The following is a 14171-nucleotide window of genomic DNA, read 5'->3' as shown; positions in this document are numbered from 1 at the left end:
TAGGTTTTGCTACGCCCGTCGGCAACGCTGCGTTCGCTTTGGCGAGCGCGGAGGGACTGTTTATGCTGAAAAATTATACCCGGCAGCTGTTCGCGCAGCTTAGCCGCCATCTGCCACGTCGTTTAGTCCAGCGCGATCCGCTGCCGGACGCCCGCCATCTGGCGAGTGGCCCCATTCCTGAATCGCTTGGTCAGCATTGCCTGAACGTGGCGGCGATGGACGACCAGGAGATCTGGCGCGCCTTTGACAGCCACCCTGAAGGGCTCAATGAAGGCGAAGTGGCGGCGAAAATTCTCAAACATGGTGACAACCAGATCCCGGCGCAGAAGCCCTCCCCGTGGTGGGTGCATCTGTGGACCTGCTATCGCAACCCGTTCAACCTGCTGCTGACCGTGCTCGGCATCGTCTCCTATTCCACCGAGGATCTGTTCGCCGCCGGGGTTATCGCCCTGATGGTGGGGATCTCGACATTGCTCAATTTCATCCAGGAGGCGCGCTCGACCAAAGCGGCGGATGCGCTGAAGGCGATGGTGAGCAACACCGCCACCGTGCTGCGGGTGGTGAACGAGCAGGGGGAGAGCCGCTGGCTGGAGCTGCCTATCGACCAGCTGGTGCCGGGCGACATTATCCGGTTGTCGGCGGGGGATATGATCCCGGCGGACCTGCGTATCCTGCAGGCGCGGGATCTGTTCGTCGCCCAGGCCTCGCTGACCGGCGAATCGCTGCCGGTGGAGAAAGTGGCCCGCAGCCGCGATCCGCTGCAGCAAAACCCGCTGGAGTGCGACACCCTGTGCTTTATGGGCACCAACGTGGTGAGCGGCTCGGCGCAGGCCATCGTCTTCGCCACCGGCGGCCGCACCTGGTTTGGGCAGCTGGCCGGCCGCGTCAGTGAACAGGAGAGCGAGCCGAACGCCTTTCAGAAGGGCATCAGCCGGGTCAGCATGCTGCTGATCCGCTTTATGCTGGTGATGGCCCCGGTGGTGCTGCTGATCAATGGCTACACCAAAGGCGACTGGTGGGAGGCGGCGCTATTCGCGCTGTCGGTGGCGGTCGGTTTGACGCCGGAGATGCTGCCGATGATCGTCACTTCGACGCTGGCGCGCGGGGCGGTGAAGCTGTCGAAGCAAAAGGTCATCGTGAAGCACCTCGACGCCATTCAGAATTTCGGCGCGATGGATATCCTCTGCACTGATAAAACCGGCACCCTGACCCAGGATAAGATTGTGCTGGAGAACCATACCGACGTCTCCGGCAAGGTCTGCGAGCGGGTACTGCATGCCGCCTGGCTCAACAGCCACTACCAGACCGGCCTGAAAAACCTGCTCGACACCGCGGTGCTGGACGGGGTTGAGCTGGATGCCGCCCGCGGGCTGGCGGAACGCTGGCAGAAGGTGGATGAGATCCCCTTCGACTTCGAACGCCGCCGCATGTCGGTGGTGGTGAAGGAGGATGACGCCGCGCATCAGCTGATCTGCAAAGGGGCGCTGCAGGAGATCCTCAACGTCTCGACCCAGGTGCGCTACAACGGCGATATCGTACCGCTGGACGACACCATGCTGCGCCGCATCCGTCGGGTGACCGATACCCTCAACCGGCAGGGACTGCGGGTGGTGGCGGTGGCGACCAAATACCTGCCGGCCCGCGAAGGCGACTACCAGCGCGCCGATGAGTCGGACCTGATCCTTGAAGGTTACATCGCCTTCCTCGATCCGCCGAAAGAGACCACCGCCCCGGCGCTGAAGGCGCTGAAGGCCAGCGGCATCACGGTGAAGATCCTCACCGGCGACAGCGAGCTGGTGGCGGCTAAGGTGTGCCATGAAGTGGGACTGGATGCTGGCGAAGTGGTGATTGGCAGCCAGATCGAAGCCATGAGCGACGACGAACTGGCGGCGCTGGCCAAACGCACCACGCTGTTCGCCCGCCTGGCGCCGCTGCATAAAGAGCGTATCGTGACGCTGCTCAAGCGTGAAGGTCACGTGGTGGGCTTTATGGGCGACGGCATCAACGACGCCCCGGCGCTGCGCGCGGCGGATATCGGCATCTCGGTCGACGGCGCGGTGGATATCGCCCGCGAGGCGGCGGATATCATTCTGCTGGAGAAGAGCCTGATGGTGCTGGAGGAGGGGGTAATCGAAGGCCGCCGCACCTTCGCCAACATGCTCAAGTACATCAAAATGACCGCCAGCTCCAACTTCGGCAACGTTTTCAGCGTGCTGGTGGCCAGCGCCTTCCTGCCGTTTCTGCCGATGCTGCCGCTGCACCTGTTGATTCAGAACCTGCTGTACGATGTCTCCCAGGTGGCGATCCCGTTTGATAACGTCGATGATGAGCAGATCCGCAAGCCGCAGCGCTGGAACCCGGCCGATCTCGGGCGCTTTATGGTCTTCTTCGGGCCGATCAGCTCGATTTTCGATATCCTCACCTTCGGCCTGATGTGGTGGGTGTTCCACGCCAATACCGTGGAGATGCAGACCCTGTTCCAGTCCGGCTGGTTTATCGAAGGGCTGCTGTCGCAAACGCTGATTGTGCACATGATCCGCACCCGGCGCATTCCGTTCGTTCAGAGCCGGGCCGCCTGGCCGCTGTTCGCCATGACCCTGGTGGTGATGGCGGTGGGTATCGCGCTGCCGTTCTCGCCGCTGGCTAGCTACCTGCAGCTGCAGGCCCTGCCGCTGAGCTACTTCCCGTGGCTGGTGGCGATCCTGGCGGGCTATATGGTGCTGACCCAGGCCGTGAAGGGCTTCTACAGCCGCCGCTACGGCTGGCAGTGAGGGACGCGTTTTCGGATGAACCACGTAAAAAAGGCAGCCTGCGGGCTGCCTTTTTTCATGCCGACGAGAGCGATCAGCGACGCACGGCGATGGCTTCGATCTCGATCTTCACGTCTTTCGGCAGACGTGCGACTTCAACGCAGGAGCGCGCCGGGAAGGTGGCGTTATGCTCGGTGAAGAACGCTTCGTAGGTGGCGTTAACGGTAGCGAAATCGTTGAGATCTTTGACGAATACGGTGGTCTTGACGATATCGCCGACGGTGAGGCCAGCGGCTTCAACGATCGCTTTCACGTTGTTCAGCGACTGGCGCGCCTGCGCGGACACGTCTTCCGGGACGCTGCCGGTTTTCGGGTCGACCGGGATCTGGCCAGAGGTGATGATCATGCTGCCGAGGTCAACGCCCTGAACGTAGGGGCCAATCGCCGCTGGTGCATTTTCCGTCGCAATAGTTTTGCTCATGTTATCTCCAGATGAACTGAGTAATGTTACGCAAAATCATTCAGGTTGCCGCCAGGCGGTAAGCGCTGTATCGCCGGCGCAGACGCCGCCTGAAGGACGAAGCGTAGGGTGGTAGCCATTATAGGGAGGCCTACCACCAATACCAACCGCATTTAGTTGGCCAGCACCACATAATGAGAAAACTCTTTTTCGCAGTATTTACATTTGAGTGCGATGTCATCAGCGCGTTTTTTCACTGCAAAACTGGAAGAAACCGGTTCGGCGTGGCTGATACAGTTGCTGTTCGGGCAGACCAGCACGCTGTCGATACGATCCGGCAGGCTCGGGCGGGATTTGCCCACCACTTCGTAATCATCAATGCGGTTTACCGTCGCCTGCGGGGCGTACAGCGACAGCTGGTTAACCTGCTCGTCGGTCAGGAAGGTGTTCTCAATTTTAATCAAATCCTTGCGGCCCATCTCGCCGGAGGGCAGGTTCAGGCCGATGGTGATGCGCTGGTCGGTTTCGGTCAGTTTGAACAGGGTGAGCAGCTTAAAGCCGACCTGCGCCGGGATATGGTCAATCACGGTGCCGCGTTTGATCGCTTCTACCTGCAGTTTATTGTCGTGTGTCATCTCTCATTCCCCCTTACAGTGCCAGCTCGCTATTCAGTACCAGTGCCAGTAACGCCTGGCGGGCGAAGATGCCGTTACCGGCCTGCTGGAAGTACCAGGCGTGCGGTGTTTTATCGACATCGGTGGTGATTTCGTCAATGCGCGGCAGCGGGTGTAGCACCTTCATATTGGCGCGCGCCCCTTCGAGGTCGGCGGCGCGCAGGACGAATTGCGCTTTGACGTTGGCGTATTCCGACGGATCCAGACGTTCTTTCTGCACGCGGGTCATGTACAGAATATCCACTTCCGCCATCACGTCGTCGATGGCGCTATGCAGGCTCCAGGCGATGCCTTTTTCATCAAGCATATCGAGGATGTACTGCGGCATGGCCAGCGCATCCGGGGCGATGAAGTAGAAGCGGTTGCCGTTGAATTTGGCCAGCGCCTGGGTCAGGGAATGGACGGTACGGCCATACTTCAGATCGCCGACCATCGCCACGTTGAGGTTTTCGAGGCGGCCCTGGGTCTCCTGAATGGTGAACAGGTCGAGCAGGGTTTGGGTCGGGTGCTGGTTAGCGCCGTCGCCGGCGTTCAGTACCGGCACGCCGCCGGAGAATTCGGTCGCCAGGCGCGCGGCGCCCTCCTGCGGATGACGCATCACGATGGCGTCGACGTAGGTGCTGATGACGGAGATGGTATCCGCCAGCGTTTCCCCTTTTTTGCCCAGTGAGGTGTTGGCGCTGTCGGAAAAGCCGACCACGCTGGCGCCCAGGCGGTGCATCGAGGTTTCAAAAGAGAGGCGGGTGCGGGTCGAGGCTTCAAAGAAACAGCTGGCGATAACCTTATGCTTCAGCAGCTCGGGTTGTGGATTGGCTTTCAGCTTTGCCGCCGTCGCCAGCACCAGTTCGAGGTCTTCGCGGCTGAGATCGTTTATGGAAATGATATGTTTTTGATATAGCGGGTTAGCCATGCTTATCTCCTGACGCCTGGGCAAAAAAAAAGCCCCTTAAATAAGGGGCTTCGGGAATCCAATGAGCAACGGAAAGAAAAACGGCAGGCCAGCGTCTGCATTGAGACGCGCTAAGACAGAATGTCGTACGCAATTGGCCATGCTTCCTCCCGGCAAAACGACTGGCATTATACGCAGACCGTTATGACGATCAAGCGATTCATTCACAAACAGGTAATCGTTTGCCTGTCGAAAAGTGCGCCAGCGCAAAGAACCGTGAAACTGTACTGGTATGGCAGCCGCGATGGGGGTATAACACGATAAAATGAAATGCTGTTTTATATTTGAGGTAAGCAATGATTATTGGCAACATCCACCATCTGCAGCCATGGCTGCCTGCCGCGCTGCGCGAGGCTATCGAACAGGTTATCGCTCAGGTCAGCGAGGCGACGCCGCTGGGTAAACACGCTATCGACGGCGACAACCTGTTTTATCTGATTTCTGAAGACACCACCGAGCCGCAGGCCGCGCGCCGCGCGGAATACCATGCTCGCTATCTCGATATCCAGATTGTGCTCCGCGGCAGCGAGGGGATGACCTTCAGCACCTTGCCGCCAGGAGAGCCGCAGACCGACTGGCTGGCGGAGAAAGACATCGCTTTTCTTGCCGAAGGCCAGCAGGAGAAAACGGTGATCCTTAACGAAGGGGACTTTGTGGTGTTTTATCCCGGCGAAGTGCATAAACCGCTGTGCGCCGTTGGCGCCCCGGCGAAGGTGCGCAAAGCGGTGGTGAAGATGCTGATGGCGTAAAATGGCGAACCGAATCCCGGATGAACGCCGTGCCATCCGGGACACAGCCGCGAGCGAGGGGCTATTTGCTCAGCGTCGCCACCATCACCGCTTTGATGGTGTGCATCCGGTTTTCCGCCTGGTCGAAGACCACGCTCGCCGCCGACTCAAACACCTCGTCAGTCACCTCCATGCCGCCGTGCAGGCCGTAATCGGCAGCCATCTGTTTGCCCAGCGTGGTCTGGTCGTCGTGGAACGCCGGCAGGCAGTGGAGGAACTTGACCTGCGGGTTGCCGGTCAGCGCCAGCATCGCGCTGTTAACCTGATAGTCGCGCAGCAGGGCGATACGTTCGGCCCATTTTTCCTTCGCCTCGCCCATTGAGACCCAGACGTCGGTATAGATAAAATCGGCGCCTTTCACCCCTGCGGCGATATCTTCCGTCAGGGTGATGTTGCCGCCCTGCTGTTTGGCCAGCGCGGTGCAGGTCTCCACCAGCGCGGCCTCCGGCCAGCAGGCCGATGGCGCCACCAGGCGCAGATCCAGACCGGTCAACGCGGCGGCTTCCAGCATCGAATTGCCCATGTTGTTGCGCGCGTCGCCGGCGTAGACCAGCGTCATCTGGTTAAAGGCTTTGCCCGGCAGATGCTCTTTCATGGTCAGCAGGTCCGCCAGCAGCTGGGTGGGGTGGAACTCGTTGGTGAGGCCGTTCCACACCGGCACGCCGGCGTATTGCGCCAGGGTCTCTACCACTTCCTGGCCGTGGCCGCGGTACTGAATGCCGTCGTACATCCGTCCGAGCACGCGGGCGGTGTCCTTGATCGACTCTTTATGGCCAATCTGGCTGCCGCTGGGCCCCAGATAGGTCACGCGGGCGCCTTGATCGTATGCGGCAACTTCGAAAGAGCATCGTGTACGGGTTGAGTCTTTTTCGAAGATGAGCGCGATGTTTTTTCCTGCCAGTTTCTGGACTTCGATACCGTTTTTCTTATCGGCTTTCAGCTTTGCCGCCAGCTCGAGCAGGGCGGTGATTTCTGCAGGCGTAAAATCGAGTAACTTTAAAAAATGCTTCTGGTAAAACGCAGACATGGTTCCCTCACCTGGCATAGGCCACTAATTGAATTAAAATTCAATTTATATGTATGAATATTCATTTGCAAGTCTGTGATCGAAATCTTTCACTGAGAAGTGGAGGCAATGACGGCGGTATGTGACAATAGGGATAACTGCCGCACATTATGAGGAACGAGCCATGGCAAACCCGGAACACCTGGAAGAACAGCGTGAAGAGACGCGTCTGATTATCGAAGAGCTGCTGGAAGATGGCAGCGATCCGGACGCACTGTACACGATTGAGCATCACCTCTCTGCAGACGATTTCGAAACCCTGGAGAAAGTGGCGGTTGAAGCGTTCAAGCTGGGCTACGAAGTGACCGAGCCCGAAGAGCTGGAAGTGGAAGAGGGTGACATGGTCATCTGCTGCGATATTCTGAGCGAATGCGCGCTGAACGCAGACCTGATCGATGCCCAGGTGGAACAGCTGATGACGCTGGCAGAAAAATATGACGTCGAGTATGACGGTTGGGGCACCTATTATGAGGACCCGAACGGTGAAGACGGCGACGACGATGACGAAGAGTATGTCGATGAAGACGACGATGGTGTTCGCCACTAAGTCGCAGATGTTGTAGATGGATACGGCGGCGCCTGCCGCCGTATAGCAAGGAACTTTCATGGATTACCCGCAGATTCTTTCCCCGATTATCAACTTCCTGCACTGCCCGACGCCGCAGGCGTGGATTGACGAAGCCCGCAAGCCGGAAAACCTGCCGCTGCTGCTGACCGACCATATGGTGTGCGAGCTGAAAGCGGCGCAGAACGCCATGCTGCTGGTGCGTCGCTACGTCGCGGATAAAGCTGACGCCGACGAACTGTTGGCCTGCCTGAAGCCGTACGAAGACTTCACCTACCGCCGGGGGCCGGAGCCGGATTTTGTCGCTCTGCATAAACGGATCAACAAAAGCGCCATGCCGCAGACCGACGACCCGTGGGGCCGCCAGCTGCTGGACAGCATGATTTTATTGATTAAAGAGGAACTGCATCACTTCTGGCAGGTGCGGGAGATGATGCTGGCGCGCGATATCCCCTATGTCAAAATCACCGCCAGCAACTATGCCCGCGGCCTGCGGCGCGAAGTGCGCTCGCATGAGCCGGTGATGCTGATCGATAAGCTGATCTGCGGCGCCTATATCGAGGCCCGCTCCTGCGAACGCTTTGCCGCCCTGGCGCCGTGGCTGGACGACGATCTGCAAAAGTTCTACCTGTCGCTGCTGCGCTCCGAGGCGCGTCACTATCAGGACTATCTGGATCTGGCGCAGAAGATTGCCGGAGAAGATATCAGCGAGCGGGTGCGCCAGCTCGGCGAGGCGGAAGCGGCGCTGATCCTCCGTCCGGAGGCCGAGTTCCGCTTTCACAGCGGTGTGCCGGTAGCGGCGTAACCCACGATATTCGGGCCCGGTAGTCACTAACACCGGCAGTTTCAGTAGCCATGGGGAGAGAGATAGCGTTGAGAGCTTCAGCTCGCAATGGTACGGGCCGTAGGTCGGGTAAGGTTAGCCGCCACCCGACAAAAAAACGGCACCGCGAGCACGGGTAAGGTGCCATTCGGGACATACCCGGCTCGCGCTACGCTTAACCGGGCTACCGAACTGTAGCCCCGGTAAGCGTAGCGCTACCGGGGACGCCTGCGATATCGAGGCGCTACAGCGTTTTCAGCATCCGTACTTCGCAGTCCACGTGGCCGGTGCAGCCCAGCGGTCCGTCAATGTGCTCGAAGCCGAGATGTTCATATAAGCCGATCGCCTCCGTCAGGAAGGCGGTGGTTTCCAGATAGCAGCGCTTAAACCCTTGTTCGCGGGCGTAGTCCAGCGCCAGCAGCGCCAGCTTCTTCGCCAGCCCCTGGCCGCGGGCGCTGGTCATAAAATACATTTTCTGCAGCTCGCAGATATCCGGCTCGCTGCAGGCGAGCGGCGCGACGCCGCCGCCGCCAACCACTTCCCCCTCTTGCTCCACCACCCAGTAGGCGGAGCCCGGCTGGCTGTACAGCTCATACAGTTCATCGAGATTCGGGTCGGCGACCGTATAGCCTTTATCGGCGGTCAGGCCATATTCAGCCGAGACCTGGCGGATGACCCTGGCGATGGCGGCATTGTCTGCCGCCGTAATGCGACGCAGCAACGTCGCCGCGGGGACGCTCGTATTCATACAATGACTCATTACCCAAAAAAGACGAATGATGATGTTAATAACATCGCGACAGGGGAAAGCGCAAGCGAGGATGTTTCATAAAAAACGCCCCTTGCCGGGTGGCAAGGGGCGGGAGGATCACAGCGCGGCGATCACCGCCTGCTGTTCAATCAGCTTCGCTTTCGCTTCCGCGTAGCCTTCCAGCTTCTCGCGCTCTTTAGCGATCACTGCTTCCGGCGCGCGGGCGACAAAGCCTTCGTTGGCCAGCTTGCTCTCGATACGGCCAATTTCACCTTCGATTTTGGCCACTTCTTTCGCCAGACGCGCCAGCTCATCTTCTTTATTGATGAGGCCCGCCATCGGGATCAGCAGCTCGGCGCCGTCGACAATCTTGGTCACCGAGACCGGACCTTTATCATCGGCAGGCAGCACGGTAATGCTTTCCAGACGCGCCAGATTCAGCAGGAAGCTGCGGTTGTCGTTCACGCGACGCTCGGCCTCTTTGCTGCAGCCGCGCAGCAGCAGTTCCAGCGGTTTGCCCGGAGCGATGTTCATTTCCGCACGGATGTTACGCACGGCGACGATCGCCTGCTTCAGCCATTCGGTGTCGGCCAGCGCCGCGTCATCCACCTGAGAAGCATCGTACTGCGGGAACGGCTGCAGCATGATGGTGTCGGCGGTGATCCCGTAGATCGCTTTCACGCGCTGCCAGATGGTCTCGGTAATGAACGGAATGATCGGATGCGCCAGGCGCAGCAGACCTTCCAGCACGGTCACCAGCGTATGGCGAGTCCCGCGCAGCTCCGCTTCGCTGCCACCGTTCATGACCGGCTTGGTCAGCTCCAGGTACCAGTCGCAGAACTGGTTCCAGGTGAACTCGTACAGGATGCCGGCGGCGATATCGAAGCGGAAGTTATCCAGCGCTTCGCGATATGCTTTCACGGTGTGGTTGAATTCCGCGATAATCCAGCGGTCGGCCAGGGAGAGCACCATTTCGCCGCCGTTGAAGCCGCAATCCTGATCTTCGGTGTTCATCAGCACGAAGCGGCTGGCGTTCCACAGCTTATTACAGAAGTTACGGTAACCTTCCAGACGCTTCATATCCCAGTTGATGTCGCGGCCGGTAGAGGCCAGCGCCGCCAGGGTGAAGCGCAGGGCGTCGGTGCCGTGCGGCTCGATGCCGTTCGGGAACTGTTTCTCGGTGCGCTTGCGGATTTTATCCGCCAGCTGCGGCTGCATCATGTTGCCGGTACGTTTTTCCAGCAGCTCCGGCAGGGTGATGCCGTCAACCATATCCAGCGGGTCAATGACGTTACCCTTGGACTTGGACATCTTCTGGCCTTCGTCGTCGCGGATCAGACCGGTCATGTAGACGGTCTTAAACGGTACCTGCGGCTTGCCGTTTTCATCTTTGATGAAGTGCATGGTCATCATGATCATGCGGGCGATCCAGAAGAAGATGATGTCGAAGCCGGACACCATCACGCTGGTCGGGTGGAACTGACGCAGGGCGTCGGTGTTTTCCGGCCAGCCGAGGGTGGAGAAGGTCCACAGTGCGGAAGAGAACCAGGTATCGAGAACGTCTTCGTCCTGACGCAGGGCAACGTCGGCGCTCAGGTTGTTTTCCTGACGCACTTCGTCTTCGCTACGGCCTACGTAGACGTTGCCGTCGTTGTCATACCATGCCGGGATGCGGTGACCCCACCACAGCTGACGGGAGATACACCAGTCCTGAATATCGCGCATCCAGGAGAAGTACATGTTTTCGTACTGCTTCGGCACGAACTGAATGTCGCCGTTTTCAACGGCTTCGACTGCTGGCTTGGCCAACACGTCCGCGCGCACGTACCACTGGTCGGTCAGCATCGGCTCGATCACCACGCCGCCGCGATCGCCGTAAGGGACGGTCAGGTCGTGCGGTTTGATCTCTTCCAGCAGGCCGAGGGCGTCAACTGCCGCAACAACGGCTTTACGCGCCGCGAAGCGTTCCAGTTTCTGGAACTCTGCCGGGATCTCGCTGGAGTAGACGTCGGATTCATTGCCTTTGGTGTCGTAGACTTCCGCGCTTTCGCGGATGTCGCCGTCAAAGGTGAGGATGTTGATCATCGGCAGCTGGTGACGACGACCCACTTCGTAGTCGTTAAAGTCGTGCGCCGGGGTGATCTTCACGCAGCCGGTGCCTTTTTCCATGTCGGCGTGCTCGTCGCCCACGATCGGGATGCGGCGGTTAACCAGCGGCAGCACCACGAATTTGCCAATCAGATCTTTGTAACGCGGATCTTCCGGGTTAACGGCCACGCCGGTATCGCCCAGCAGGGTTTCCGGACGGGTGGTGGCGACCACCAGGTAATCTTTACCGTCAGCGGTTTTCGCGCCATCGGCCAGCGGGTAGCGGATGTGCCACATGGAACCTTTCGATTCGCGGTTTTCCACTTCGAGGTCGGAAATGGCGGTGCGCAGTTTCGGGTCCCAGTTAACCAGGCGTTTGCCGCGGTAGATCAGGTCTTCTTTGTAGAGGCGAACAAAGACTTCTTTCACGGCATTGGAAAGCCCCTCGTCCATGGTGAAGCGCTCGCGCTCCCAGTCCACGGAGTTGCCGAGACGGCGCATCTGACGGGTAATGGTGCCGCCGGATTCCGCTTTCCACTGCCAGATTTTGTCGATAAAGGCGTCGCGGCCGTAGTCGTGGCGGGTTTTCCCTTCTTCAGCGGCAATCTTACGCTCAACCACCATCTGGGTAGCGATACCTGCGTGGTCGGTACCGGCCTGCCACAGGGTGTTTTTGCCCTGCATGCGCTGGTAGCGAATCATGGTATCCATGATGGTTTGCTGGAAGGCATGACCCATATGCAAACTGCCGGTGACGTTCGGCGGCGGGATCATGATGCAGAAGCTCTCCTGGCTTTCATCACCATTCGGTTTGAAATAGCCCTGCTTTTCCCAGTGCTCGTAAAGCGGCTGTTCGATATCTTGTGGGTTGTATGTCTTTTCCATTATTTCCAGGTTGCCGTGTTCAGGTTGAAACCAGCCATGCGGTACGCCTTATAGCGTTCGCGAGCCAGTTGTTTCAGATTGTCTTCGTAAGGGACAAAGTCTATCACTTCTGTGAAAGCGGTGGCAAAATCTGCAAAGTTTAGCCGCAGGCTGATAAGAATATCCCGCGGGCTGCTGTTGCGCTTTTGTGGCCAGGCAATCTCTACCGGCGCGCCGCCTCTCGGGCCTTCGCCCGCCAGATTATGCGGCACAAAGCTTTCCGGCGGCCGCGACCACAGCGCCTCGTCGAGGCGAATCGCCTGCTGTTCATCTTCGCAGGCGATCAGGACGCGCTTGCCGTTGCGCCAACGTTCTGCGGCAATGTCACACACCAGCTGCTCGACGGCGCTCAGGCCGTCGACGGTGGCGTCATTGTCCAGAAGATAGAACGTTGCGTTTTTCATATATGGGGCTTCTTGTTGTGGATTTAAATGCAAAGCCGGGCGGCGCTACGCTTACCCGGCCTACAGTGTGCTGCCGTTTGTAAGCCGGGTAAGGCATCGCCGCCACCCGGCATGTCACATCACTCTTCGCCGTTAAAACCCGCACGATTGAGCAGGAACTGCGACAGCAGCGCCACCGGACGACCGGTCGCGCCTTTGGCCTTACCGGAACGCCAGGCAGTACCGGCGATGTCGAGGTGCGCCCAGTTGTACTTGCGGGTGAAGCGCGACAGGAAACAGCCGGCGGTGATCGCGCCGCCAGGACGGCCGCCAATGTTCGCCATATCGGCAAAATTGGACTCCAGCTGATCCTGGAACTCGTCGGCCAGCGGCAAACGCCATGCGCGGTCGCCCGCCAGTTCGGAGGCGCCGATCAGCTCATGGGCCAGCGGGTTATGGTTCGACATCAGGCCGGTGATGTGATGGCCGAGGGCAATCACGCAGGCCCCGGTCAGCGTCGCCACGTCGATAACCGCTTCCGGCTCGAAGCGCTCAACGTAGGTCAGAACGTCGCACAGCACCAGGCGGCCTTCGGCATCGGTGTTCAGCACTTCCACCGTCTGGCCGGACATAGTGGTCAGGACGTCACCCGGACGATAGGCGCGGCCGCCAGGCATGTTTTCACAGCCCGCCAGCACGCCGATGACGTTCAGCGGCAGCTGCAGTTCGGCAACCATCCGCATCACGCCGTACACCGCCGCCGCGCCGCACATGTCGTACTTCATCTCGTCCATGCCTTCGGCAGGCTTGATGGAGATACCGCCGGAGTCGAAGGTCAGGCCTTTACCGACCAGCACGATAGGGCGCGCGTCCTCAGCCGGGTTACCTTTATATTCGATGATCGACATCAGCGACTCGTTCTGCGACCCATTGCCGACGGCGAGGTAGGCGTTCATCCCCAGCTCGCGCATCTGCTGTTCGCCGATCACCCGGGTGATGACGTTTTTGCTGTAGGTATCGGCCAGCTGACGCGCCTGGGAAGCCAGATAGGCGGCGTTACAGATGTTCGGCGGCATATTGCCAAGATCTTTCGCCGCTTTGATGCCGGCGGCAATCGCCAGGCCATGCTGAATGGCGCGTTCGCCGCTGGTTAGCTCGCGACGGGTCGGCACGTTAAAGACCATTTTACGCAGCGGGCGACGCGGCTCGCTTTTGTTGGTCTTCAGCTGGTCGAAGCTGTACAGCGTCTCTTTGGCGGTTTCAACCGCCTGGCGAACTTTCCAGTAGTTGTTACGGCCTTTGACGTGCAGCTCGGTCAGGAAGCAGACGGCTTCCATTGAGCCGGTATCATTCAGGGTATTGATGGTTTTCTGGATGACCTGCTTATACTGACGCTCATCCAGCTCGCGCTCTTTGCCGCAGCCAATCAGCAGAATGCGCTCAGACAGAATGTTTGGCACATGGTGCAGCAATAACGTCTGGCCAGGTTTGCCTTCCAGCTCGCCGCGACGCAGCAGGGCGCTGATGTAGCCGTCGCTGATTTTATCGAGTTGTTCGGCGATGGGGGAGAGGCGACGTGGTTCAAAGACGCCGACCACGATACAGGCGCTCCGCTGCTTCTCCGGGCTACCGCTTTTTACACTGAACTCCATGCACTATGCTCCTGAATCTTAAAGACAACAGTGGTGGCTACGGCTATACTCGTCGCCTTTCAAGTTGCAGATGCGCCGGCTGCGCCTGCTTACCCTGACGTGGCACATTGTGCGCGCCAGGGGCCACAGCCCTGCTGCCTTCTTACAACTCGAAATCCATTGAGTATATAATTGCAAGCTTTCGTAACTCATATCCGCTGTTGCGGTGACTTCGTGTTAATCTTAACGTTATTAAGGCCTGGGTTCGTCAGAAAAGATCCTGACATGCAGAACCGATGAGTCATTTAATCTTAGCGAC

Annotated in this window: 15 protein-coding genes; 4 read left to right on the top strand and 11 right to left on the bottom strand. The window is 59.1% G+C overall.

Annotation, left to right across the window (positions count from 1 at the left end):
- Positions 1–62 precede the first annotated feature (62 nt).
- Complete coding sequence (mgtA, locus tag KHQ26_RS20175) at positions 63–2771, top strand: magnesium-translocating P-type ATPase (protein ID WP_009309303.1); 2709 nt, start codon at positions 63–65, stop codon at positions 2769–2771.
- Between the two features lie 73 nt (positions 2772–2844).
- Here mgtA and ridA read toward each other — a convergent pair whose 3' ends face one another.
- From ridA to KHQ26_RS20155, 5 genes are all read right to left on the bottom strand, one after another.
- Positions 2845–3231, bottom strand: coding sequence for a 2-iminobutanoate/2-iminopropanoate deaminase (gene ridA, locus KHQ26_RS20170; protein WP_002886926.1), 387 nt, complete (start codon positions 3229–3231; stop codon positions 2845–2847).
- Positions 3232–3383: 152 nt separating this feature from the next.
- Positions 3384–3845: an aspartate carbamoyltransferase regulatory subunit gene (gene pyrI / locus KHQ26_RS20165; RefSeq protein WP_002886927.1), complete on the bottom strand. Its 462-nt coding sequence runs from the start codon at positions 3843–3845 to the stop codon at positions 3384–3386.
- A 13-nt stretch (positions 3846–3858) separates the two neighbouring features.
- Positions 3859–4794 carry an aspartate carbamoyltransferase gene (pyrB, locus tag KHQ26_RS20160; protein ID WP_002886928.1) on the bottom strand — a complete coding sequence of 312 codons (936 nt, stop codon included), beginning with the start codon at positions 4792–4794 and terminating at the stop codon, positions 3859–3861.
- 2 nt (positions 4795–4796) lie between these two features.
- Positions 4797–4856, bottom strand: a complete 60-nt coding sequence (locus KHQ26_RS26195; protein ID WP_227650304.1) for a pyrBI operon leader peptide — start codon at positions 4854–4856, stop codon at positions 4797–4799.
- Positions 4831–4935, bottom strand: a complete 105-nt coding sequence (locus KHQ26_RS20155; protein ID WP_002886930.1) for a pyrBI operon leader peptide — start codon at positions 4933–4935, stop codon at positions 4831–4833. The genes KHQ26_RS26195 and KHQ26_RS20155 overlap by 26 nt, the downstream gene beginning before the upstream one ends.
- Before the next feature lie 194 nt (positions 4936–5129).
- Between KHQ26_RS20155 and KHQ26_RS20150 the strand changes: the two genes are divergently transcribed.
- Complete coding sequence (locus tag KHQ26_RS20150; RefSeq protein WP_009309302.1) at positions 5130–5582, top strand: YhcH/YjgK/YiaL family protein; 453 nt, start codon at positions 5130–5132, stop codon at positions 5580–5582.
- A 61-nt stretch (positions 5583–5643) separates the two neighbouring features.
- On the opposite strand, the gene argF is transcribed toward KHQ26_RS20150, so the two are convergent.
- Both argF and argL read right to left on the bottom strand, forming a co-directional pair.
- Entirely contained in the window at positions 5644–6648 is a 1005-nt protein-coding gene (gene argF / locus KHQ26_RS20145) for an ornithine carbamoyltransferase (RefSeq protein WP_004178387.1), read from the bottom strand.
- Positions 6618–6713 (bottom strand): putative translational regulatory protein ArgL, encoded by a 96-nt coding sequence (argL, locus tag KHQ26_RS26320; protein ID WP_370736902.1) that lies wholly within the window; start codon positions 6711–6713, stop codon positions 6618–6620. The genes argF and argL overlap by 31 nt, the downstream gene beginning before the upstream one ends.
- 98 nt (positions 6714–6811) lie before the next feature.
- On the opposite strand from argL, the gene rraB reads away from it, so the two are divergent.
- Positions 6812–7234, top strand: coding sequence for a ribonuclease E inhibitor RraB (rraB, locus tag KHQ26_RS20140; protein ID WP_002886947.1), 423 nt, complete (start codon positions 6812–6814; stop codon positions 7232–7234).
- A gap of 58 nt (positions 7235–7292) precedes the next feature.
- Complete coding sequence (gene miaE / locus KHQ26_RS20135; protein WP_004186726.1) at positions 7293–8057, top strand: tRNA isopentenyl-2-thiomethyl-A-37 hydroxylase MiaE; 765 nt, start codon at positions 7293–7295, stop codon at positions 8055–8057.
- Between the two features lie 262 nt (positions 8058–8319).
- Here the strand turns inward: miaE and KHQ26_RS20130 are convergent, their stop codons facing one another.
- The 4 genes from KHQ26_RS20130 to pepA form a co-directional block, all read right to left on the bottom strand.
- Complete coding sequence (locus KHQ26_RS20130; protein WP_004152275.1) at positions 8320–8823, bottom strand: GNAT family N-acetyltransferase; 504 nt, start codon at positions 8821–8823, stop codon at positions 8320–8322.
- Between the two features lie 120 nt (positions 8824–8943).
- Positions 8944–11799 (bottom strand): valine--tRNA ligase, encoded by a 2856-nt coding sequence (locus tag KHQ26_RS20125; protein ID WP_020803924.1) that lies wholly within the window; start codon positions 11797–11799, stop codon positions 8944–8946.
- On the bottom strand, positions 11799–12242 hold the full coding sequence (gene holC, locus KHQ26_RS20120; RefSeq protein WP_002886953.1) for a DNA polymerase III subunit chi: 444 nt from the start codon (positions 12240–12242) through the stop codon (positions 11799–11801). The genes KHQ26_RS20125 and holC overlap by 1 nt, the downstream gene beginning before the upstream one ends.
- 119 nt (positions 12243–12361) lie before the next feature.
- Positions 12362–13873 (bottom strand): leucyl aminopeptidase, encoded by a 1512-nt coding sequence (gene pepA, locus KHQ26_RS20115; RefSeq protein ID WP_020803922.1) that lies wholly within the window; start codon positions 13871–13873, stop codon positions 12362–12364.
- Between the last annotated feature and the right edge of the window lie 298 nt (positions 13874–14171).

This window comes from Klebsiella sp. 10 (genome assembly GCF_018223925.1).
Taxonomy (GTDB): domain Bacteria; phylum Pseudomonadota; class Gammaproteobacteria; order Enterobacterales; family Enterobacteriaceae; genus Klebsiella; species Klebsiella pneumoniae.
This window is presented reverse-complemented; position numbering and strand designations above follow the sequence as displayed.